The following is a 21262-nucleotide window of genomic DNA, read 5'->3' as shown; positions in this document are numbered from 1 at the left end:
ATACAAAGCGCTATGCTTAACGCTGATATTTTGTCCCACCACAAGGAGTGGAGAATGTCTTCCATAACAATGACTGATAATAAAACGTTCCTGAATGAGCTGGCCCGCCTGGTAGGCCATTCTCACCTGCTGACAGACCCCGCCAAAACCGCCCGCTATCGCAAGGGTTTCCGTTCCGGTCAGGGCGACGCGCTGGCCGTTGTTTTCCCGGGTTCATTACTGGAACTGTGGCGTGTGCTCAACGCCTGCGTTAACGCTGACAAAATTATTCTGATGCAGGCCGCCAACACCGGTCTGACGGAAGGCTCCACGCCGAACGGCAACGACTACGATCGCGATATTGTGATTATCAGCACCCAGCGGCTGGATAAGCTGCACTTACTGGATAACGGCCAACAGGTTCTGGCCTGGCCCGGTACGACGCTCTATGCGCTGGAAAAAGCGCTTAAACCGCTGGGCCGTGAACCGCACTCGGTGATTGGTTCGTCGTGCATCGGCGCGTCGGTCATCGGCGGTATCTGTAATAACTCCGGCGGCTCGCTGGTGCAGCGCGGCCCGGCCTATACCGAGATGTCGCTTTTTGCCCGTATTGACGACCAAGGCAAACTGCAACTGGTCAATCATCTGGGTATCGATCTTGGGCATACGCCGGAGCAGATCCTGAGCAAGCTGGATGACGAACGGATTAAAGATGAGGATGTGCGCCACGATGGTCGTCATGCGCACGATCACGACTACGTGACGCGGGTACGAGATATCAACGCCGATACGCCCGCCCGCTATAACGCCGACCCGGACCGTTTGTTTGAATCTTCCGGCTGCGCCGGAAAACTGGCGGTTTTTGCCGTTCGCCTTGATACCTTTGCAGCGGAAAAAAATCAGCAGGTTTTTTATATCGGCACCAATCAGCCCGCGGTACTGACTGAAATCCGTCGGCATATTCTGGCGAACTTCGACAATCTGCCAGTGGCGGGAGAATATATGCATCGCGATATCTACGATATTGCGGAGCAGTACGGTAAAGATACCTTTCTGATGATCGATAAACTCGGCACCGACAAGATGCCATTCTTTTTCACGCTAAAAGGCCGAACCGATGCGATGCTGGAAAAAGTAAAATTTTTCCGTCCGCATTTCACCGACCGCGCGATGCAGAAATTCGGCCATCTGTTTCCCAGCCATCTGCCGCCGCGAATGAAAAACTGGCGCGATAAATATGAGCATCATCTGCTGTTAAAAATGGCGGGAGACGGCGTCGCAGAAGCGCAACGCTGGCTGAATGAATTTTTTAAATCCGCTGAGGGCGGTTTCTTCACCTGTACGCCGGAAGAAGGCAGCAAAGCCTTCCTGCACCGCTTCGCCGCTGCTGGCGCGGCGATTCGTTATCAGGCCGTACACGCTGATGAAGTGGAAGATATCCTGGCGCTGGATATCGCTCTGCGCCGCAACGATACCGACTGGTTCGAGCATCTGCCGCCGGAAATCGACAGCCAACTGGTACATAAACTCTATTACGGCCACTTTATGTGCCACGTTTTTCATCAGGACTATATCGTGAAGAAAGGCGTCGACGTCCACGCGCTGAAAGCGCAAATGCTGGAGCTGTTGCAGGCGCGCGGGGCACAATACCCGGCGGAGCACAACGTTGGACATCTGTATAAAGCGCCGGAAACGCTGACGCGTTTTTATCGGCAAAATGACCCAACCAACAGTATGAACCCCGGTATCGGCAAAACGAGTAAGCGGAAATTCTGGCAGGAAAATACGCCCGACGAAACGCATTAACACCGAGTGGTTTACCGTGAATGCCCGGCGGCGCGATGCCTGCCGGGCCTGCGGCGACTTAATCGTTCTGTGCGGTTTGCGCGCTGGCGCTGGCTGCCGCCATTTGCGCGGCTTTTTGCTTTTTATAGCTCAGCGCGGCAGCCGGAACGGGCATGACTTTACCGGTTTCAATCCATGTACGCAGGCGACTGGCGTCCGCAAAGTGGGTATATTTGCCGAACGCGTCCATGACCACCAGCGCGACCGGTTTGTTATTGATCACGGTACGCATCACCAGGCAATGCCCCGCCGCATTGGTAAAGCCGGTTTTCGTTAACTGGATATTCCAGTTATCACGGTAGACCAAATGGTTGGTATTGCGAAACGGCAGCGTATACGCCGGATGCGAGAATGTCGCCATATCTTCGCGCGTGGTGCTTAGCTGGCCAATCAGCGGGTATTGCTTCGTGGCAATCAGCAATTTTGTTAAATCCCGCGCGGTCGAGACGTTATGAATCGACAGCCCCGTCGGCTCAACAAAGCGGGTATGCGTCATGCCCAGCGCTTTCGCCTTCGCATTCATCGCTTTAATAAATGCGTTATAACCGCCGGGATAATAGTGCGCCAGGCTTGCCGCCGCACGGTTTTCGGATGACATCAACGCCAGCAGCAACATATTTTTGCGGCTAATTTCGCTGTTCAGGCGCACGCGGGAGTAAACCCCTTTCATTTCCGGCGTCTGGCTGATATCGACCTTCAGTATTTCATCCAGCGGCAATCGCGCGTCGAGCACGACCATCGCCGTCATTAATTTGGTTATCGAGGCAATCGGACGCACCAGATCCGGGTGGTTCGAATAGATCACTTTATTGGTGTTGAGATCAACAATCATTGCGCTACCGGAGGCAATCTCAGGTTGAGACGCCGCGGTTGTCGCTGCCGTTTTCGCCACAGCCTGCGGGGCAAAAGGAACGGCCAACATCAGAGCAAGGCTCAGGAATGAAGCTCGGAATTTCAGCATGATGAGATTTCTGATAATGATTCACGCGCGTCGTAACGCACACCGCCTGAGCTAAGATTATACTCAAGCTAGCAGTGGCATCATAGCGGCACGCCAGCGTTGCCGCTACAGAAGAATCGTCAGCAAATGCTGCATTGCTGGCTTTTGCGCCAGCCCTTTTTCGCATCAGAACAGGCGGTAGCCATATCCCCACAGGATCACGGTGATCGCCAGCAGCACCTCCAGGACCAGTACGCCGATAGCGAGCGTCGAACTGGAGAAGCTTAATCCCTCCTCTCTATTAATGTTAAGGAAAGTCGGAATACCCAAATACAGCAAATAGCCGGTGTAAAAAAGCGCGACAGCGCCGACCAAAGCGCATAGCCATACCAGGGGATAGAGCGCCACCAGACCACTTAAAAACAGCGGCGTCGCGACATAGCCGGCAAAAACCATACAGCGCGCAAGCGATGGCCGTTGCGGATAGTTTCGCGCCATCCACCAGATGACGCGTCCCATCACCGCGACGCCCGCCAGCATCACGCCGTAGAACAAGACCGCCAGCGCAAAAGCGGTAAACAGCGAGAGTTGTAACACGTTGCCGTCGCCAAAATTCCAGCCGATTTGCGTCGTGCCGATAAAGGCGCAGACGACGGGAATCGCCGCCATCAGCAAAACATGGTGCGTATAGTGATGCGAAACGGTTTCGTTTTCGCTTTTGATCACCTGCATTTCCCGATCGGGATGGGAAAAAAGCCCCCATACATGGTTCATACTGCCCCCTTCTGCTGCCTCAGATGCCAGTATGTTCAAGTATAATTCAGTTTCTGGTTATTTTATGAGCAATGGCAAAATAGTCTCCGGCAAAACGTCGGCTTTGCCTCGCACGCCTCTTGCCAGGGTGTATGCTTAATGCCGGAGGTGGTTTACGCATGGATATCAACACGCTTATTACGCATTATGGCTATGCGGCGCTGGTTATCGGCAGTATGGCCGAAGGTGAAACCGTTACCCTGTTGGGGGGCGTCGCGGCGCATCAGGGATTACTCAAGTTTCCGCTGGTGGCGGCGGCCGTCGCGCTGGGAGGGATGATGGGCGATCAGCTACTTTACCTGTTAGGACGATGCTATGGCGGGAAGATCCTGCGTCGTTTCCCGCGTTATCATACGAAGATTCGTCGCGCGCAGAAAATGATCCAACGCCATCCGTATCTGTTTGTGATCGGCACGCGTTTTATGTATGGCTTCCGGGTGGTTGGCCCGCTGCTGATTGGCGCCAGCCGCCTGCCGCCTAAAATTTTTCTGCCGCTGAATATTGTAGGCGCGCTGATCTGGGCGCTGCTGTTTACCACGCTGGGATATCTTGGCGGCGAGGTGATCGCGCCATGGCTGCACGACCTCGATCAGCATCTCAGGCACGGAGTCTGGCTGATTCTGGCCATCGTCCTGGTGGTGGGCGTGCGCTGGTGGCTGAAAAGACGCGGCAAAGCGGAGGCCCGTTAAACCCGATGGTATCCGGATGGCATAACGCCGCCATCCGGCACCCGGCGTTTATTTTGCGTTGAATTGCGGATTCACCAGCATAAATCCGCCGTCGACAATCAGCGACTGACCGGTGGTATAGCTTGCGCCTTCCGAACACAGCCAGGCGACGAGGCTGGCTATTTCATGCGTAGAACCCGGTCGGGCGATAGGGATCGAGGGTTCCGATCCCGGCTCAATGTCGCTGTCATCCATATCATTCATCGGCGTGGCGATAGCGCCTGGCGCGACGGCGTTGACCAAAATATGATGCTCAATCAGTTCCAGCGCCATGGATTTAGTCAATCCCCCCAACGCATGTTTCGCCGCGGTATAGGCGCTGGCTTGCGGAAGCGGCGTATGCTCATGGACGGAGGTGATGTTGATAATGCGCCCTCCCTCTCCTTGTTTAATCATATGCCGGGCGGCGATCTGCGCGCAGAGAAACGCGCCATCGACATCCACGGTAAAAATTTGCCGCCACTGCGTAAACGGCATATCAATAAACGCGGATTTGGTCATCGCCCCGGCATTATTGACCAGCACGTCAACGCGCCCCAGGCGCTGGATAAGATGTTCAATGGCCTGCGCGCCCTCGGGTAACTGGCTCAGGTCAAGATGAATGGTCTCTGCCCGCACACCAAACTGCGCCGCTTTTTTCGCCGTCTCCTGCGCGCCGCGTTCATCGGAATGCCAGGTGATACCAATATCAAAACCGTTTTGTGCTAATAACAACGCACACGCTTTGCCAATTCCCGAATCTGATGCCGTTACAATTGCGACTTTGGTCATATTCCTCTCCGGATGAATCATACACAGCCTAAGTATAGGAACCCTGTCTGAATCATCTGGAAAAATCAGGAATGATAACCGCCGCCCAGCGCGCTGGTAAGCTGAATAGAGGCATCCAGCCACTGGCCCTGCAACAGCAAGCCGTTACACTGCTCGCGCAGTGCCGGGATTTTGGCCTCGCTCACGCGGGAACCCGCAATAATGCCGGCATTAAAGCGCGCTTGCGCCAGACCGACCACACGCTGCGCGTCATGCTCAATCTGCTGCTGATGCTGATTTTTCTGCGCCAGCGTCTCTACCTGACTGGCGGCGCGCGCCACATCATTAACCGCATCTACCACCGCTTTGTTGTAGTTGGCGATAGAAAGGTTGCTTTGCGCTTTGGCGATATCGAGGTTGGCATTCAGCCTGCCGCTGTCGAAAATCGGCAGCGTCAGCCCGCCGGTAATGCCATATTGCTGTGCGGAATGGCGGAACAGATCGCTCAGATGTAACGCATCCTGCTGTAAAAAAGCCATCAGATTGATATCGGGATAAAACGCGGCCTTCGCGGCGTCAATGCTGCTCAACGAGGATTCAATGTACCAGTGCGCGGCCTGTAGATCCGCCCGGCGCGCCAGCAACGAATACCCCAGTTGCGACGGTAACTGGCTTTCAACGGCGGGGAGACTCACCTGACGCAGCTTGAGCGCCGCCGATTGCGTATTGGTTAACGCGCTGAGCCGCGCTTCAATAACCTTCATTTTACCGTTAACGTCATTCAACTGCTGCTGGGTTTTGCTGGCGTCGATATCGGTCTCGACCCCTTCAACAGAAGAAGTAATACCGTGTTGATACAGCTCCCGGTTTACCGCCACCACGTTTTGCTGCTCATGCTCGATTTGCATCAGCACATTTTTCAGCGCCGCCTGCGTCTGCCACTCCCAGTAGAGTCGCGCCACGCCGCTTGCCAGCAATTGTCGGGTCTGCTCCTGCTCCGCTTCGCGCGCTTTGACCGCCCCGATCCGCGCGGTAACTTCAGCGCGGTTTTTCCCCCATAAATCCAGATCCCAGCCCGCCGTCAGGCCGAATGTACCGTTGGTATACCACGGCCCGGTCGTTCCCGCCGCGGGGTCGGTAATCGCGAATGGCCCCATCAGCCCTTCCGCGGACATTCGCTGGCGCTCAATGTCGGCAGAAAAGTCGAGCTGCGGGCCGTCCTGCGCCTCAACCGCTTTCGCCTGCGCTTCCGCCAGTTGAATACGCTGTTCAGCCACCTGCATATCCGGCGAATGCTGTATGGCATTATCAATCAGCGCGTCAAGCTGCGCATCGTGATACGCCTTCCACCACTGGCTATCCGGCCAACCGTTTTTCAATGCCGCCGGCAGGCTGGAATCAACATGAGAAGAGGGCGTCTGCTGGGTCAGCGACTGGCGGGTATCGTGCATAGGGGCGCAGCCCGCCAGCAAAATAAAAAGCGGTAAGCTCGCTGTCGCGGCAAGGAAAGAATTACGATTCATGGAGGTGTTCTGATAAAAAAAGGTGCGCAGAGAGTACGTCTTACGGCGAACTATTTTTTAGTTACGCGTGGCAATACATCATCAGACAACAAAAGACATATTTTGAAATTTATATGATTAGCAAATAATTTCATCTGATACATTTTTTGATGTAATACTTCAATGAAAAGTCCCACTAACCCGTTCATAAATGAACGATTTTGCTGCAATACGCGCCAGCAGCCTTCATGAGTTAAACGTCGCCGCGCCCAACAAAGCAGCAGATGGCTTAATACTTTCCTATACTTTGTTTGTATTTACCAATAAAGGGACAAACAATGAAAATTCTTCTATGGGCAATCTTAATTATTTTTCTGATTGGGCTGTTGGTGGTAACGGGCGTGTTTAAGATGATTTTCTGATTCCTGCGCCGGGCAGCGATAGTATCTGCCCGGCACACGTTCTGGACGCTGTAGAGATTAGATTTTAATAGCCTGAATCACCCGCGCAATCTCGGACGAACGGTTTAACGCCCGAATCGACTGAAAGAGTTCTGTCGCCTCAATATATTCCTTACGTAAATATCCCAACCACTGTTTAATACGCGCGACATGGTATAAACCGGTATCGCCCTGCTTTTCCAGTCGGGTATATTTTTGTAATAACGTTACCACTTCCGGCCACGGCATACGCGGTTCGTTATACTTCACCACCCGGCTCAGGTTAGGAATATTTAACGCCCCGCGGCCAATCATCACCGCATCGCAGCCGCTGGTCGCCATACATGCCTGCGCGCTCTGCCAGTCCCAGATTTCGCCATTAGCGATAACCGGAATAGTCAGACACTGGCGTATTTCGCCGATCGCCTGCCAGTCGATATGCTCGGCGCGGTAGCCCTGCGCTTTGGTACGGCCATGCACCACCAGTTCACTGGCGCCGGCCTGCTGCACCGCATCGGCGATTTCAAATTTTCTATCGCCGCTATCCCAGCCGAGACGCACTTTTACCGTCACCGGCAGATGCGACGGTACCGCGGCCCGCATCGCTTTCGCGCCCTGATAGATGAGTTCGGGATCTTTGAGCAATGTCGCGCCGCCGCCGCTGCCGTTCACCACTTTTGACGGACAGCCGCAGTTCAGGTCCACGCCATACGATCCCAACGCCGTCGCCCGCGCGGCGTTTTCCGCCAGCCACTGCGGATGCTGGCCCAGAAGCTGAATACGCACCGGCGTGCCGGACGGCGTGCGGCTGGCGTGAAGCAACTCCGGGCAGATGCGATGAAACACTTTTACCGGCAGCAGCTGATCCACCACGCGCACAAATTCGGTGATGCAGAGATCGTAATCATTCACTTCGGTCAGCAGCTCGCGCACTAACGCGTCGAGCACGCCTTCCATCGGCGCCAGTAAAACACGCATATCGGTATCCACAGCAAAAAAAGAGGCGCTATCATAACGCCTCTCTGCGATGAGCAAAACTTTTTGCCGGGTGGCGGCGCAAACGCCACGCTACGTCACGTAAGGCGCTCAACGCGGCTCAAGACAGTTATCTTCTTTCCAGCCGTACAGCCATTCGATACCGCGATAAAACGCCTCCTGCGATTTCCCTTTCCACAGCAGATTACGCACCTGACGCTCCACCCCGGCGGCGTGATAGAGACGCCCCATCTCGCGGGTAGACCAGACGATACGCGCCGTGCGGGGAATACGCACCGACTCATACAGCGCAAATGCCTGCTGCGCGTCGCCGTCGCAGCGTTCCAGCGCTTTGCCTAGCGTGACGGCGTCTTCCAGCGCCATACAGGCGCCCTGGGCCATATATTGCGCCACCGGATGCGCGGCGTCGCCCACCAGAGTGATACGCTCGGTTCCCCATTTTGCGACCGGCTCGCGATCGGCGGTCGACCAGCGGCGCCAGGAGGTCGGCTTATCCAGCATCTGACGCGGGCGGGGATGAATACCGGCAAAATAAGAGAGCACCTCTTCTTTACTGCCGTCTTTCACGCCCCACTCTTCTTGCTGGCGGCTGTGGAATGTCACCACCAGATTGTACTGTTGGCCTCCGCGCAGCGGATAATGGACCAGGTGACAATGCGGGCCTGCCCACAGCACCGGTGCGTTAATACGTAAATCGTCCGGCATATCGTCGCAATCAATCACCGCCCGATAGACTACATGCCCCGTTACGCGCGGCGCGTCGCCGAGTAAACTTTGCCGCACGACCGATTTAACGCCGTCGCAGCCCACGAGAATATCCGCCGTCCAGCTATTTCCCTGCTCATCAAACACCGTAACGTCATCCGGCGTCTGGCGGATATCGACAATATGGGTCGAGGTACGATACTCCACGCCAGGGTGCGTCAGCACCGCTTCCCATACCGTTGCATGAATATCTACCCGGTGAATTACCGCATACGGCCCGCCAAAATGGTCGCGGAACGCCTGCCCGGTTTCAATGCGTACCACTTCTTCGGCATTCACGGCATCCATCATGGTAATGTGATCGGTAAACACCGCACGCTGGCGGGCAACATCGCCCACACCGAGACTATCCAGCGCCGAAAAAGCGTTCGGCCCAAGCTGAATACCCGCGCCAATCTCGCCAATTTCGTGCGCTTTTTCCAGCAGCATGACTTTTATTCCCTGGCGCGCCAGCGACAGCGCGGTCGCCGCGCCGCCGATTCCGCCACCTACAATAATTGCGCTTGTCACGTGAGTCATGGTCATTCTCCTTTTCAGGCCGGGATTTTATCTTGTTGATTTTCCGGCGCGGCGGCAATAAACGCCGGTAGCTGTACGCAGGCGTCATAAACGGCTTTACAGCGCGGATAGCCTGATAAATCGCAGCCCATCCTGAGCGCATTCGCCCACTGAGGAATCAGGCAGCAGTCCGCAAGGCCTGGCGCGTCGCCCACGCAGAATCGTCCGGACTGACTTTTACGCAATAGCTGCTCTACCGCGCTTAACCCTTGCTGTATCCAGTGGGCGTACCAGCGCTTTTTATCCTCTTCGCTAACCTTCAGCTCATCGGTCAGGTAGCGCAACACGCGCATGTTATTGATCGGGTGTATATCGCAGGCGATAGCGTAGACAATTTCCAGCGCCTGGCTGCGCGCCGGGTCGCTCGTCGGCAGCAGCGGCGTTTGCGGAAAATGTCGGTCCAGCCAGTCGACGATGGCCAGCGATTGCCCCAACGATTCGCCGTCATCAGTGACTAGCGTCGGCACCAGGCCTACCGGATTCATCCGTCGGTAGGCCAGCGCATTCTGCTGGCCGATACGAATATTGACGCCCACTGTCTGGTAATCAATCCCCTTTAACGCCAGCGCAATACGTACACGATAAGACGCCGAACTATTAAAGAAACTGTACAGCTTCATCGTTCACCTCAGACAATTTTCACAGCAATCGGCGTCAGACCTTCTACGTTCCCGGTGATGACATCCCCTTTCACCACTGCGCCCACCCCCTCTGGCGTACCGGTGAAAATCAAATCGCCTGGCTGCAATTCAAAAAAGCCGGACAAATAGCTGATGGTTTCATTCACCGACCAAATCAGATGACGAATATCGCTGCGCTGATGGTCTTCGCCGTTAACCTGTAGCCAAATAGGGGCGTTATCCACATTATGCGTTTCAGCGGCTTTGTGTAATGGCGCAATGGGCGCGGAGAGATCGAACGCTTTGCCAATTTCCCACGGGCGTCCCATCTGACGCATTTCCATCTGACGATCGCGACGCGTCATGTCCAGACCGGTGGCGTATCCCCAGACATATTCATGGGCTTTTTCTAGCGGGATATCGCTCCCCTTTTTACCAATCGCCACCACCAGCTCAATTTCATAATGGTAGTTATCGGTCTGCGCCGGATACGGCAGTTCCAGGGTATCCCCCGCCGCTACCGGGACGACAGCGTCCGCTGGTTTACAAAAGAAGAACGGCGGTTCGCGATCGGGATCAAAACCCATTTCACGGGCATGGGCGGCATAGTTGCGACCCACGCAGTAAACGCGACGTACCGGAAACTGCTCATCACTGCCCGCCACGGGTACTGTCACCGGGGCCTGCGGCTGGAATACATATTTGGTCATGTTCTCTCTCCCTAATTAATAACGTGCTTCGCGGAACAGCCCCAGGGCTTCCTGAACCGGCTTGTCCGAAAAGCTGAATAACACCGTGTCTTCGCTGCTGCGAAACGACACCTCATGCCAGGTCGGCGCCACAAAAATGTCTTTTGCGGAAAAATGAAAAGTTTCGTTGCCGATAGTGACCTGCCCTGCCCCTTCAACGACGTGGTAGATAGTGCTGTCGGTGCTCCGCGCCACACGCGAGGCAAAGCCTTTTGGCAGCAGTTGCAGGAACGCGCCCATCGACGGCATCGGATAACCGCCAGTGACGGGATTAACGTAACGCAGCTTGTAGCCTTCCCACTCATCCGGATCGCCCATACGGGTCAGATCGTGCAACGCCTCGCGACTGCGGTCGTAACGGTAGTTGAAAATCGGCGACGAGTTCCCGCGCTGGTGGCGCAGCGGCAGCATATTCGCTGCATAGCGCGGCAGATAATCGCCCTCTTTTCGCGTCACCGGCTGCTGATCTTCGGGATAGTCTTCCGCAAAACCACAGCCCAGGAGATTGACTAACGGCAGATCCAGACCATCCAGCCATACCACCGGCTCTGATCCCGGATTACCATGATCGTGCCAGCGCCACTGCGGCGTCAGGATAAAATCGCCGGTATGCATTGGCGTGCGCTCGCCGTCCACCGCGGTAAATGCGCCTTTACCTTCGACGATAAAACGCAGCGCCGACTGGTTATGGCGATGACTCGGCGCGACTTCGCCGGGCAGGATCAGCTGTAAACCAGCGTATAAGGTCGCCGTGATCGACGACTGACCGCGCAATGCCGGATTTTCCAGCACCAGCACCCGGCGGATCGCCTCTTTCGCGCCAATGACATTGCCGCTTTCCATCAGTAGCGGACGAATTTCCTGATAATTCCAGTAGGCCGGCGCGCAGTTGGCGTTTGGCGTCTGCGGTACCAGGTGATGTAACGATTCCCACAGCGGCGTCAGATTCTGCCCGGAAATATGCTGGTAATACTGCTGACGGCTATCTTTTACGTTCTGATTTATTTCAGACATGGAGATTCTCCTTATTCGTTTACGACGCTGGCACGCGGCAGGTCGTCAGGTACAGAAATCGAAAGGCGGACAACCACTGTCAGCAGGGTAAGCATTACCGCGCTGATAGCCGCCGGAATAGCAATGACAAAAAACAACGTATCGAAAGAGAAATTGAGGGCCATCATCATGCCGCCGGAGAGCGAACCGACAATCGCCCCGCAGCGTCCAATGGCGTTCGACCAGCTCACGCCCGTCGCCCGGCTTTGGGTGGGGTACAGCGTCGCCGTCAGAGCATTCAGCCCGACCTGGGAACCGCTAATACCGATGCCGGTACCAAAAATCGCCAGCGCCATCAGCCAAAGGCCGTTTTCGCTCAGGCCTATCATGACAATGCAAACTGCGCCCAGCGCATAGCTCACCGCCAGTACCCGGAACGGGTTAAGCCGGTCCATCAACACGCCGAGTAACAGCGCGCCAAGCGTGCCGCCAACCTGGAATGCGGCAGTCACCCACGACGCCTGTTGCAGATCAATACCTCGATGGTTAAGTAACGTCGGCATCCAGCTGGAAAGCAGATAGATAATGAGCAGGCTCATAAAGAACACCACCCATAACATCAGGGTAATGACAAGCTGTCGCCCGGCAAAAAGCTGGCGAATACTGCCTTTGGCGACGGCTGCCGTCTCATGCAGAAAGAATTGCGTATCGTGATAGCGCTCGCCGGTAATGGCGCTGACCGTCCGGGCGACAACGGCTTGCGGTAGTTGGCGACGTACCTGCCAGCGGGGAGATTCCGGCAGCGCGAACAGCAGGCCGAAAAACAGCATCAAAGGCAAGATGCCGCCTAGCGCCAGAATTCCGTGCCAGCCAATCAGCGGCACCAGTTGCGCGCTCACAATCCCGCCCATCGCCGACCCCAGGGTAAAACCGCAGAACATCAGCGTGACCAGCGCTCCGCGTCGACGAGCGGGAAGGTATTCCGACGTCATGGTGATGGTATTCGGCATCGCTCCGCCCAGTCCCAGACCGGTTAAGAAGCGCAGCAACACCAGGGTTTCTATATCCGGCGAGAAAGCGGAAAGCAGGCTCAATGCGCCGAATAGCGCCACGCAAAGCTCAATGACCCGCTTGCGGCCAAAGCGATCCGCCAGCGGCCCGCATAGCAGCGCGCCGGCCGTAAGCCCCAGCAGCCCTGCGCCAAACAGCGGCGCAAGTTCGCTGGCGCTTAGCTGCCAGTGAGTACGAATATCCGGGGCGATGAAGCCAATCGCGGCGGTGTCGAAACCGTCGAGCATAACCACCAGAAAACAGCACATGATAACGCGCCACTGCATTTTGCCGACGGGCGCGGCATCAATAAGGGCTTGTAGATCACGTCGTTGAGTCATAGCTAATGCCTCAGTGCAGGGAGATAGATGTTGTTTTTATGTTTGCTATGTTACGAGTTTGTAGAGTGAGCGATAAAATGTACAATGGCTTTTCAGGCAGAGACATAACCTGGAGGTTATAGCGAATGGCGAACTGGGCGCAGAAATTGAAATTACATCACCTGCAAACGCTGGTTGCGCTGGGCGAACAGGGCAACCTGACGCACGTCGCCCGGATGATGAATATCTCCCAGCCGGCGCTATCGAAGTGGCTATCTCAACTCGAAGATGAGATAGGCATCACGCTTTTTGAGCGCCACAGTAAAGGACTACGCCCCTCGGAAGGCGGTAAATTACTGCTCCAGCACGCCCAGCGCCTAATTAACGATCTGGAGCGTTCACAGTATGAAATCGCCCGTTTCAAGCAGGGCGGCCTGGTTGGCAGCCTGAAGATCGGCTGTTCGCCCGTGGCGACTGACTGCGTATCACAGGCGATTCTGAGCCTGCTTAACGAAATGCCGACGCTGCATCTGAATATTGAAGAGAAGGTAATGACGCCGCTGCTGCACGATTTGCTTGCCGGTCAGGTGGATGTGGTGGTAGGGCGTGTCGGCGGCCGCGCCCTGCAACTGCCGCTTAATTATCAGGTACTTTATACCGAGCCGGTCTGCTTTGTGGCGCGTCCGCACCATCCGCTGGCCGCGCGAGCGCAGATCGCCTGGAGCGATCTGGCACACTGGCGGTGGATAGTCTGGCCAACCGGCACCCCTATTCGCATCAGTATTGATAACGCCCTCGTCGATAATGGCGTCATGCTCCCGGAAAACACCATTGAATCGGCGTCAATGAACGTCAGCACCAATTTGCTGCAAAGCAGCGATATGATCTCTATTCTTTCTTTACGGCTGGCGCAACGCTATGCCAGCCAGGGGCAACTGGCGATTTTAAACTTGCCAAAAATTGAGCAAAAAGGCAGCGTAGGGATGTTCTGGCGTAAGAATGAGACGCCGTCTTTGGCCCTGAGTCGCTTTTTGTATTTTTTAGCCCAGGTTTAACGCCGCCGACCAGGGGCATTGCCCGATGTTCCTGCTGTCTATACCCACTATGCTAAGAATTCATGATGTGATCGGTAGCACGTTTTAACGTTTAATTGTATGATGAATCCATCTCATCAAGGGCTTTAAACATGAGTAAGTCACTGAATATTATCTGGCAATATATACGCGCTTTTGTATTGATTTATGCCTGTTTGTACGCAGGCATTTTTCTTGCATCACTGCTTCCTATCACTATTCCCGGCAGCATTATCGGGATGTTAATTCTGTTTGTATTGCTGGCGCTGCAAATTCTGCCGGCAAAGTGGGTTAACCCCGGCTGTTATGTGCTGATTCGTTATATGGCGTTGCTGTTTGTGCCAATTGGCGTTGGGGTCATGCAATATTTTGACTTACTGCGCGCGCAATTCGGCCCGGTGGTGGTCTCTTGCGCTATCAGTACGCTGGTCGTTTTTGTGGTCGTAAGCTGGAGTTCACATCTGATACACGGTGAGCGTAAAGTGGTTGGGCAGAAGGGAACGAAAAAATGATGACATATATCTGGTGGTCGTTACCGCTGACGCTGGCGGTATTTTTCGCCGCCCGCAGACTGGCGGCGCATTTTAAAATGCCGTTGCTGAATCCGCTGCTGGTGGCAATGGTAGTCATTATTCCTTTTCTGTTGCTGACCGGTATTCCCTACGAGCACTACTTCAAAGGCAGCGAAGTACTTAACGATCTGCTGCAACCGGCGGTGGTGGCGCTGGCCTATCCCCTTTATGAACAGTTGCACCAGATTCGCGCGCGTTGGAAATCCATTATTAGCATCTGTTTTGTCGGCAGTCTGGTAGCGATGATTACCGGGACATCCGTTGCCTTGCTGATGGGCGCAACGCCTGAAATCGCGGCATCGGTACTGCCTAAATCCGTGACTACGCCTATCGCGATGGCGGTGGGCGGCAGCATCGGCGGCATCCCTGCGATCAGCGCGGTATGCGTAATTTTTGTCGGTATTCTGGGCGCGGTGTTTGGCCACACGCTGTTAAACGCGATGCACATCCGTACTAAGGCCGCACGCGGGCTGGCAATGGGGACCGCCTCACATGCGCTCGGTACTGCGCGCTGTGCCGAGCTGGATTACCAGGAAGGCGCGTTTAGCTCCCTGGCGCTGGTGATCTGCGGCATTATTACCTCGCTGGTAGCGCCCTTTTTGTTTCCGCTCATTCTGGCGGTAATGCGCTAACGACGGGACAAAAGACCGGGTTAAAATTTGCGATACGTCGCGCATTTTTCATTGAAGTTTCACAAGTTGCATAAGCAATGAGATTTAGATCACATATTAAGACATAGCAGGCCCGTAAACTACGGTTCCATTACATTGTTATGAGGCAACGCCATGCATCCACGTTTTCAAACTGCTTTTGCCCAGCTTGCGGATAATTTGCAATCAGCGCTGGCCCCTATCCTGGCGGACCACCATTTTCCCGCCATGCTGACCGCAGAGCAGGTCTCGACGCTTAAAAATACGGCGGGACTGGACGAAGACGCGCTGGCTTTCGCACTGTTACCTCTGGCGGCGGCCTGCGCCCGTACCGATTTGTCCCATTTTAACGTCGGCGCGATTGCGCGCGGCGTTAGCGGCAACTGGTATTTCGGCGCGAATATGGAGTTCCTGGGCGCCACCATGCAACAAACTGTGCATGCTGAACAAAGCGCGATTAGCCACGCCTGGCTACGCGGCGAAAAAGGGCTCGCCGCCGTCACCGTTAACTACACGCCTTGCGGCCACTGTCGCCAGTTTATGAACGAGCTGAACAGCGGTCTGGATCTGCGCATTCATCTGCCGGGCCGCGCGCCGCATACGTTACGCGATTATCTGCCTGACGCTTTCGGGCCAAAAGATCTGGAGATCAAAACGCTGCTGATGGACGAGCAGGATCATGGCTTTACGTTAACGGGCGATACGCTAACGCAAGCGGCGATAACGGCAGCCAATAAGAGCCATATGCCTTATAGCCACTCACCGAGCGGCGTGGCGCTGGAATGTAAAGATGGCCGTATTTTCACCGGCAGCTATGCGGAAAACGCCGCCTTTAACCCTACGCTTCCCCCGCTGCAAGGCGCGCTAAACCTGCTGAGTCTCAATGGCTATGACTATGCGGATATTCAGCGTGCGATTCTGGCGGAAAAAGGCGATGCAGCATTAATTCAATGGGATGCCACCGCCGCAACGCTGAAAGCGTTAGGTTGCCATAATATTGACCGCGTGCTTCTCGGCTAAGCAAATGTGCCGGATAGCGACGCACTGGCGTCTTATCCGGCCTGACTCTCCTCTCCCGCGACCCGATACAAGGGAAATCATGCTGAAAATCTCCGCAATCAGACGGCGGTTTCTTGCGCTACGTCTTCGGGTACAGTAGCCTGATCGTACTTTCATCCTGGTATCGAGTTTCCTGCATGTTAAAGCGCGTGTTTTACAGCCTGTTGGTCCTGGTAGGCTTGCTGCTGTTGACGGTGCTTGGCCTCGATCGGTGGATGAGCTGGAAAACAGCGCCCTATATCTATGACGAGCTACAGGATCTCCCCTACCGCCAGGTTGGCGTCGTGTTAGGGACAGCCAAATACTATCGCAAGGGTGTCATTAATCAGTACTATCGTTATCGTATCCAGGGCGCGTTAAACGCTTACAATAGCGGTAAAGTCAATTACCTGCTGCTCAGCGGCGACAATGCCCTGCAAAGCTATAACGAACCGATGACCATGCGCAAAGACCTTATCGCGGCGGGCGTCGATCCTGCGGACATTGTGCTTGATTACGCTGGCTTCCGTACGCTTGACTCCATTGTGCGTACCCGCAAAGTGTTTGATACCAACGACTTTATTATCATCACTCAGCGCTTCCACTGCGAACGCGCCTTGTTTATTGCGTTGCATATGGGCATTCAGGCGCAGTGTTACGCGGTACCTTCGCCCAAAAATATGCTGACAGTGCGCCTGCGCGAATTTGGCGCCCGCTTTAGCGCGCTGGCGGATCTCTATATTTTTAAACGCGAACCGCGTTTTTTAGGCCCGCTGGTACCTATTCCCACGCAGCATCAGGTGCCGAATGACGCCCAGGGATATCCGGCCGTTACGCCGGAACAATTGCTTGAACTGGAAAAGAAAAAAGGGAAATGATCATGGATGTACAGACGATATTTGTCATATTAGCCTTTCTGCTACTCCCGCTTTTTTGCTTCCGTGAGGCCTGGAAAGGCTGGCGAACCGGCGCGGTAGATAAAGTTGTCAAAAATGCGCGAAAACCGGTTTATGTCTATCGCCATGCCGATCCCGTACAATATTGGTCTTATCTTTTTCTTTATACCGGTTGCGGTTTTTTATTTACTGGAATGATTATTTATCTTCTTTTTTATCGTTAATCTATTTATTATCCCTTTAAAATTGAGAATAGTTATTATTATGATATAAGGAACAAATGCTGTTTTGCATTCTGGTTTCATTTTTTTGTGAATTCTTTCACAGAATACCCTTCTTTCAATGCTTAGGCTGGCGGTAGATTTTGGATCATTAAAACGCGTTATTTGCGTTTCGCCTTAATTTATTCAAGCATTAAGGAAGATTATATGCCGCAACAAAATTATCTGGATGAACTCACGCCTGGTTTTACGCCATTACTGGCAATAAAAGAGGCTTCACGTTGTTTATTATGTCACGATGCGCCCTGTAGTCAGGCTTGCCCGGCGCAAACCGATCCGGGGAAATTTATTCGTTCTATTTACTTTCGCAATTTTAAAGGCGCAGCGGAAACTATCCGGGAAAATAATGCGCTTGGCGCCGTCTGCGCCAGAGTCTGTCCGACGGAAAAATTATGCCAGCGCGGATGTACACGTTCCGGAATAGATAAACCTATTGATATTGCACGCCTGCAACGTTTTATTACCGATTTTGAACAGCAGACTGCCATGCAGATTTATCAGCCCGGGAGTAAAACACGCGGGAAAGTAGCGATTATTGGCGCGGGTCCGGCAGGTTTGCAGGCAAGCGTGACGCTCACGCATTTAGGCTATGACGTCACCATTTACGAAAAACAGCCGCAGCCCGGCGGATGGCTGCGTCACGGCATCCCGGCATTTCGTCTGCCGCAAAGCGTTCTCGATCAGGAAATTGCCCGCATTGTAGAAATGGGCGTCAATATTAAATGTAATTGTGAGGTGGGCGGGTCGCTATCGCTTGCGCAACTCAAAGCCGAATATCGCGCCGTGCTGATGACCGTCGGGATGTCCTGTGGCTCTGATTTACCGTTATTTGAGCAAGCCAATCACGTAGAGATTGCCGTTGATTTTTTACAGCGCGCCCGTCAGGCCGACGGCGATATTAGCGTTCCGCGTAGCGCATTAATTATTGGCGGCGGCGACGTAGCGATGGATGTCGCCAGTACGTTAAAAATTCTCGGCTGTCCTTCCGTCACCTGCGTGGCGCGGGAAGAATTAGCCCAATTTCCCGCCAGCGAAAAAGAATTTACCAGCACGCAGGCATTAGGCGTATCGATTATTGATGGTTTTACGCCTGTCGCCGTCAGCGGAAATAAAGTGACCTTCCACCATGTACGCCACTCAGGAGAACTGACGCTGGAAGCGGAAAATATTATTTTGGCCGTGGGGCAGCACGCGCGACTGGATACCTTTGCGGAGATAAAAGCGCAGCATAATATTATCGACACGCACAATTATCAAACCGACGACCCGGCGATCTTTGCCGCTGGCGATATTGTTAAAGGCGATAAGACCGTCGTTTATGCGGTAAAAACCGGAAAAGAAGCCGCTCAGGCTATTCATCATTATTTAGAGGAGGCCTGCTCATGTTAACAAAAGATTTGTCTGTTACCTTTTGCGGCGTTAAGTTTCCCAATCCGTTTTGTCTTTCTTCTTCTCCGGTAGGCAACTGTTATGAGATGTGCGCCAAAGCCTATGATACCGGCTGGGGCGGGATCGTTTTTAAAACCATTGGTTTTTTTATTGCCAACGAAGTCTCTCCACGTTTTGATCACCTGACGAAAGAAGATACCGGTTTTATTGGTTTCAAAAACATGGAGCAAATTGCTGAGCATCCGCTGGAAGAGAATCTGGCCGCCATTCGACGGCTAAAACAGGATTATCCGGATAAGGTGCTGATTGCTTCCATCATGGGGGAAAATGAGCAGCAGTGGCAAGAACTGGCGCGTCTGGTTGAAGAAGCCGGCGCGGATATGATTGAGTGTAACTTCTCTTGCCCGCAGATGACCTCGCACGCCATGGGAAGCGATGTAGGGCAAAGCCCGGAGCTGGTTGAAAAATACTGCCGCGCCGTAAAACGCGGTTCATCTTTGCCAATGCTGGCGAAAATGACGCCGAATATTGGCGATATGTGTGAAGTCGCGCTGGCCGCCAAACGCGGCGGAGCCGACGGTATCGCCACCATCAACACCGTGAAATCCATTACTAACATCGACCTGAACCGCAAAATCGGGATGCCGGTGGTTAACGGTAAATCCAGTATCTCCGGTTATTCAGGAAAAGCGGTGAAACCCATTGCGCTGCGTTTTATCCAGCAGTTGCGAATGCACCCTGAACTGCGCGATTTCCCGATTAGCGGTATCGGCGGCATTGAAACCTGGGAAGACGCTGCCGAATTTCTGCTGCTGGGCGCGGCGACCCTACAGGTGACGACAGGCATTATGCAATACGGTTACCGCATTGTAGAAGATATGGCGAGCGGCCTCAGCCACTATCTGGCCGATCAGGGATTTGCCTCATTACAGGAGATGATCGGGCTGGCGAATGACAATATTATCCCGGCGGAAGACCTGGATCGCAGCTATATCGTCTATCCGCGGATTAATCAGGAGAAATGCGTCGGCTGCGGACGTTGCTATATCTCCTGCTATGACGGCGGTCATCAGGCGATGGAGTGGGATGAACACAGCCGCACACCGCATTGCAATACGGAAAAATGCGTCGGTTGTCTGCTGTGCGGTCATGTCTGCCCGGTCGCCTGTATTGATTTAGGCGAGGTCAAATTTAAAAAAGGCGAAAAAGAACACGCGTTAACGCTGTAGCTCACGGTATGAAGCCCGGCGCGCAGTTTCGCTGCGCCGGGTTATCTGATAAGCAAAGTAATAGGTCTGGATAACTACTTCTTACGCGCGTATTTCAGCGAGTCCAGCGCCACGGCGAAAATGATAATGCCGCCTTTGATAATGTACTGCCAGTACGGGTTTACCCCTATATAGGTCAGGCCATAGTTGATGACGGTAAAGATAATGACGCCGGTCACCACGCCGAAGACCGTCCCCACTCCGCCGCTAAACGATACGCCCCCGACCACGCACGCGGCAATCGCATCCAGTTCATACATAAAGCCGAGGTTGTTGGTGGCAGAACCAATACGCCCTGCTTCCAGTAAGCCGCCGAAGGCATAAAACACGCCGGAGAGCGCATAAATCATCAGCAGGTTCAGCGCCACGTTTACGCCAGAAACTTTCGCCGCCTCCGGGTTGCCGCCAATAGCAAAAATGTTTTTACCAAAACGGGTCTTATTCCACAGCACCCAGACAAACGCTACCGCAATCAGAGCGTAAAAGGTGATGTATGAGAGCCGGAAACTGCCCATCGCCACAAAGCCCTGTGCAAAGGTGGAAAAGCCGCTGTCAAAGCCGGAAATGGGCGAAGCGCCGACAAAGTCATAGTAAAGGGAGTTGATCCCATAAACGATAATCATCGTGCCAAGCGTGGTAATAAACGGCGTCACGTTCAGGTAAGCAATGATGATGCCGTTCACCAGGCCAATCACCGCGCCAATCGCGCAGACAATCAGGATGACCAGCGCAATCGGCATGGTCGCCATTTCCGGAAACACTTTGTTGGCGTTTTCCATTGATTGCAGTAATGTTGCCGCCACAACCGCCGCCAGCCCTACCTGACGCCCCGCCGACAGGTCTGTCCCTTGGGTGACGATGAGTCCCGCCACGCCCAGCGCGATAATAATACGTACCGAAGATTGCGTCAGAATATTACTTAAATTCAGCAAACTTAAAAAAGTCGGGTCCTGGAAAATAATAATCGCCAGCAACACTAAAAGAACGACGTAAATTCCGCCCTCTTTCAGCCAGGTCAAAAAGCTTTTCTTGTTTAACGCACTCATA

22 protein-coding genes are annotated in these 21262 nt (G+C 54.0%); 11 read left to right on the top strand and 11 right to left on the bottom strand.

The window, feature by feature from the left end; genetic code table 11:
• Positions 1–54 precede the first annotated feature (54 nt).
• A complete protein-coding gene (dld, locus tag ACLJNW_RS00410; RefSeq protein WP_000095232.1) occupies positions 55–1785 on the top strand; it encodes a D-lactate dehydrogenase in 1731 nt (576 codons plus the stop codon).
• Between the two features lie 58 nt (positions 1786–1843).
• Here the strand turns inward: dld and pbpG are convergent, their stop codons facing one another.
• Both pbpG and ACLJNW_RS00400 read right to left on the bottom strand, forming a co-directional pair.
• Positions 1844–2785: a D-alanyl-D-alanine endopeptidase gene (gene pbpG, locus ACLJNW_RS00405; protein WP_023204664.1), complete on the bottom strand. Its 942-nt coding sequence runs from the start codon at positions 2783–2785 to the stop codon at positions 1844–1846.
• Positions 2786–2950: 165 nt separating this feature from the next.
• Positions 2951–3538, bottom strand: coding sequence for a Yip1 family protein (locus ACLJNW_RS00400; RefSeq protein WP_001017057.1), 588 nt, complete (start codon positions 3536–3538; stop codon positions 2951–2953).
• A 158-nt stretch (positions 3539–3696) separates the two neighbouring features.
• Here ACLJNW_RS00400 and ACLJNW_RS00395 point away from each other — a divergent pair, with 158 nt between their 5' ends.
• On the top strand, positions 3697–4266 hold the full coding sequence (locus tag ACLJNW_RS00395; protein ID WP_001523476.1) for a DedA family protein: 570 nt from the start codon (positions 3697–3699) through the stop codon (positions 4264–4266).
• A gap of 48 nt (positions 4267–4314) precedes the next feature.
• On the opposite strand, the gene ACLJNW_RS00390 is transcribed toward ACLJNW_RS00395, so the two are convergent.
• Entirely contained in the window at positions 4315–5076 is a 762-nt protein-coding gene (locus ACLJNW_RS00390; protein WP_000169609.1) for an SDR family oxidoreductase, read from the bottom strand.
• 65 nt (positions 5077–5141) lie between these two features.
• A complete protein-coding gene (gene mdtQ, locus ACLJNW_RS00385; RefSeq protein ID WP_001081453.1) occupies positions 5142–6578 on the bottom strand; it encodes a multidrug resistance outer membrane protein MdtQ in 1437 nt (478 codons plus the stop codon).
• A 317-nt stretch (positions 6579–6895) separates the two neighbouring features.
• Here mdtQ and yohP point away from each other — a divergent pair, with 317 nt between their 5' ends.
• Positions 6896–6979 (top strand): small membrane protein YohP, encoded by an 84-nt coding sequence (gene yohP, locus ACLJNW_RS00380; protein WP_000698460.1) that lies wholly within the window; start codon positions 6896–6898, stop codon positions 6977–6979.
• A gap of 57 nt (positions 6980–7036) precedes the next feature.
• Here the strand turns inward: yohP and dusC are convergent, their stop codons facing one another.
• The 6 genes from dusC to ACLJNW_RS00350 form a co-directional block, all read right to left on the bottom strand.
• On the bottom strand, positions 7037–7975 hold the full coding sequence (gene dusC, locus ACLJNW_RS00375; protein ID WP_024154557.1) for a tRNA dihydrouridine(16) synthase DusC: 939 nt from the start codon (positions 7973–7975) through the stop codon (positions 7037–7039).
• A 108-nt stretch (positions 7976–8083) separates the two neighbouring features.
• Positions 8084–9277, bottom strand: coding sequence for a 3-hydroxybenzoate 6-monooxygenase (locus tag ACLJNW_RS00370; RefSeq protein WP_000150113.1), 1194 nt, complete (start codon positions 9275–9277; stop codon positions 8084–8086).
• Positions 9278–9291: 14 nt separating this feature from the next.
• Entirely contained in the window at positions 9292–9936 is a 645-nt protein-coding gene (gene maiA, locus ACLJNW_RS00365) for a maleylacetoacetate isomerase (protein WP_000781183.1), read from the bottom strand.
• A gap of 8 nt (positions 9937–9944) precedes the next feature.
• Entirely contained in the window at positions 9945–10646 is a 702-nt protein-coding gene (locus tag ACLJNW_RS00360) for a fumarylacetoacetate hydrolase family protein (RefSeq protein ID WP_000170621.1), read from the bottom strand.
• 15 nt (positions 10647–10661) lie between these two features.
• The gene (gtdA, locus tag ACLJNW_RS00355) at positions 10662–11699 is read right to left on the bottom strand and encodes a gentisate 1,2-dioxygenase (protein ID WP_001289857.1); all 1038 of its coding nucleotides are present in this window, start codon (positions 11697–11699) and stop codon (positions 10662–10664) included.
• Positions 11700–11710: 11 nt separating this feature from the next.
• Positions 11711–13069 carry an MFS transporter gene (locus ACLJNW_RS00350; protein WP_023204666.1) on the bottom strand — a complete coding sequence of 453 codons (1359 nt, stop codon included), beginning with the start codon at positions 13067–13069 and terminating at the stop codon, positions 11711–11713.
• Positions 13070–13194: 125 nt separating this feature from the next.
• Here ACLJNW_RS00350 and ACLJNW_RS00345 point away from each other — a divergent pair, with 125 nt between their 5' ends.
• From ACLJNW_RS00345 to preA, 8 genes are all read left to right on the top strand, one after another.
• A complete protein-coding gene (locus ACLJNW_RS00345) occupies positions 13195–14103 on the top strand; it encodes a LysR substrate-binding domain-containing protein (protein WP_000024658.1) in 909 nt (302 codons plus the stop codon).
• Positions 14104–14234: 131 nt separating this feature from the next.
• On the top strand, positions 14235–14633 hold the full coding sequence (locus ACLJNW_RS00340) for a CidA/LrgA family protein (RefSeq protein WP_000045719.1): 399 nt from the start codon (positions 14235–14237) through the stop codon (positions 14631–14633).
• Positions 14630–15325 carry a CidB/LrgB family autolysis modulator gene (locus ACLJNW_RS00335; RefSeq protein ID WP_000989296.1) on the top strand — a complete coding sequence of 232 codons (696 nt, stop codon included), beginning with the start codon at positions 14630–14632 and terminating at the stop codon, positions 15323–15325. The genes ACLJNW_RS00340 and ACLJNW_RS00335 overlap by 4 nt, the downstream gene beginning before the upstream one ends.
• A 153-nt stretch (positions 15326–15478) precedes the next feature.
• Positions 15479–16363 carry a cytidine deaminase gene (gene cdd, locus ACLJNW_RS00330; RefSeq protein WP_000553526.1) on the top strand — a complete coding sequence of 295 codons (885 nt, stop codon included), beginning with the start codon at positions 15479–15481 and terminating at the stop codon, positions 16361–16363.
• A 176-nt stretch (positions 16364–16539) separates the two neighbouring features.
• The gene (sanA, locus tag ACLJNW_RS00325) at positions 16540–17259 is read left to right on the top strand and encodes an outer membrane permeability protein SanA (RefSeq protein WP_000920081.1); all 720 of its coding nucleotides are present in this window, start codon (positions 16540–16542) and stop codon (positions 17257–17259) included.
• Positions 17256–17501, top strand: coding sequence for a DUF2542 family protein (locus ACLJNW_RS00320; protein WP_000605187.1), 246 nt, complete (start codon positions 17256–17258; stop codon positions 17499–17501). Before sanA ends, ACLJNW_RS00320 begins: the two co-directional genes overlap by 4 nt.
• A gap of 204 nt (positions 17502–17705) precedes the next feature.
• Complete coding sequence (locus ACLJNW_RS00315; protein ID WP_023258893.1) at positions 17706–18947, top strand: NAD(P)-dependent oxidoreductase; 1242 nt, start codon at positions 17706–17708, stop codon at positions 18945–18947.
• Positions 18941–20176 (top strand): NAD-dependent dihydropyrimidine dehydrogenase subunit PreA, encoded by a 1236-nt coding sequence (gene preA / locus ACLJNW_RS00310; RefSeq protein ID WP_023203832.1) that lies wholly within the window; start codon positions 18941–18943, stop codon positions 20174–20176. Before ACLJNW_RS00315 ends, preA begins: the two co-directional genes overlap by 7 nt.
• 74 nt (positions 20177–20250) lie before the next feature.
• Here preA and mglC read toward each other — a convergent pair whose 3' ends face one another.
• A complete protein-coding gene (gene mglC / locus ACLJNW_RS00305; RefSeq protein ID WP_001275101.1) occupies positions 20251–21261 on the bottom strand; it encodes a galactose/methyl galactoside ABC transporter permease MglC in 1011 nt (336 codons plus the stop codon).
• Position 21262 lies beyond the last annotated feature (1 nt).

The sequence above is a fragment of the Salmonella sp. SAL4457 genome, from assembly GCF_046548235.1.
Taxonomy (GTDB): Bacteria; Pseudomonadota; Gammaproteobacteria; order Enterobacterales; family Enterobacteriaceae; genus Salmonella; species Salmonella enterica.
Note: the sequence above shows the minus strand (reverse complement) of the source record. Positions and strands in the feature narration are given on the sequence as shown.

Bases quoted from the DNA above. Each gene is read 5' to 3' on its own strand.
- dld (WP_000095232.1), top strand. From the start codon at position 55: ATGTCTTCCATAACAATGACTGATAATAAAACGTTCCTGAATGAGCTG.
- pbpG (WP_023204664.1), bottom strand. From the start codon at position 2,785: ATGCTGAAATTCCGAGCTTCATTCCTGAGCCTTGCTCTGATGTTGGCC.
- ACLJNW_RS00400 (WP_001017057.1), bottom strand. From the start codon at position 3,538: ATGAACCATGTATGGGGGCTTTTTTCCCATCCCGATCGGGAAATGCAG.
- ACLJNW_RS00395 (WP_001523476.1), top strand. From the start codon at position 3,697: ATGGATATCAACACGCTTATTACGCATTATGGCTATGCGGCGCTGGTT.
- ACLJNW_RS00390 (WP_000169609.1), bottom strand. From the start codon at position 5,076: ATGACCAAAGTCGCAATTGTAACGGCATCAGATTCGGGAATTGGCAAA.
- mdtQ (WP_001081453.1), bottom strand. From the start codon at position 6,578: ATGAATCGTAATTCTTTCCTTGCCGCGACAGCGAGCTTACCGCTTTTT.
- yohP (WP_000698460.1), top strand. From the start codon at position 6,896: ATGAAAATTCTTCTATGGGCAATCTTAATTATTTTTCTGATTGGGCTG.
- dusC (WP_024154557.1), bottom strand. From the start codon at position 7,975: ATGCGTGTTTTACTGGCGCCGATGGAAGGCGTGCTCGACGCGTTAGTG.
- ACLJNW_RS00370 (WP_000150113.1), bottom strand. From the start codon at position 9,277: ATGACTCACGTGACAAGCGCAATTATTGTAGGTGGCGGAATCGGCGGC.
- maiA (WP_000781183.1), bottom strand. From the start codon at position 9,936: ATGAAGCTGTACAGTTTCTTTAATAGTTCGGCGTCTTATCGTGTACGT.
- ACLJNW_RS00360 (WP_000170621.1), bottom strand. From the start codon at position 10,646: ATGACCAAATATGTATTCCAGCCGCAGGCCCCGGTGACAGTACCCGTG.
- gtdA (WP_001289857.1), bottom strand. From the start codon at position 11,699: ATGTCTGAAATAAATCAGAACGTAAAAGATAGCCGTCAGCAGTATTAC.
- ACLJNW_RS00350 (WP_023204666.1), bottom strand. From the start codon at position 13,069: ATGACTCAACGACGTGATCTACAAGCCCTTATTGATGCCGCGCCCGTC.
- ACLJNW_RS00345 (WP_000024658.1), top strand. From the start codon at position 13,195: ATGGCGAACTGGGCGCAGAAATTGAAATTACATCACCTGCAAACGCTG.
- ACLJNW_RS00340 (WP_000045719.1), top strand. From the start codon at position 14,235: ATGAGTAAGTCACTGAATATTATCTGGCAATATATACGCGCTTTTGTA.
- ACLJNW_RS00335 (WP_000989296.1), top strand. From the start codon at position 14,630: ATGATGACATATATCTGGTGGTCGTTACCGCTGACGCTGGCGGTATTT.
- cdd (WP_000553526.1), top strand. From the start codon at position 15,479: ATGCATCCACGTTTTCAAACTGCTTTTGCCCAGCTTGCGGATAATTTG.
- sanA (WP_000920081.1), top strand. From the start codon at position 16,540: ATGTTAAAGCGCGTGTTTTACAGCCTGTTGGTCCTGGTAGGCTTGCTG.
- ACLJNW_RS00320 (WP_000605187.1), top strand. From the start codon at position 17,256: ATGATCATGGATGTACAGACGATATTTGTCATATTAGCCTTTCTGCTA.
- ACLJNW_RS00315 (WP_023258893.1), top strand. From the start codon at position 17,706: ATGCCGCAACAAAATTATCTGGATGAACTCACGCCTGGTTTTACGCCA.
- preA (WP_023203832.1), top strand. From the start codon at position 18,941: ATGTTAACAAAAGATTTGTCTGTTACCTTTTGCGGCGTTAAGTTTCCC.
- mglC (WP_001275101.1), bottom strand. From the start codon at position 21,261: ATGAGTGCGTTAAACAAGAAAAGCTTTTTGACCTGGCTGAAAGAGGGC.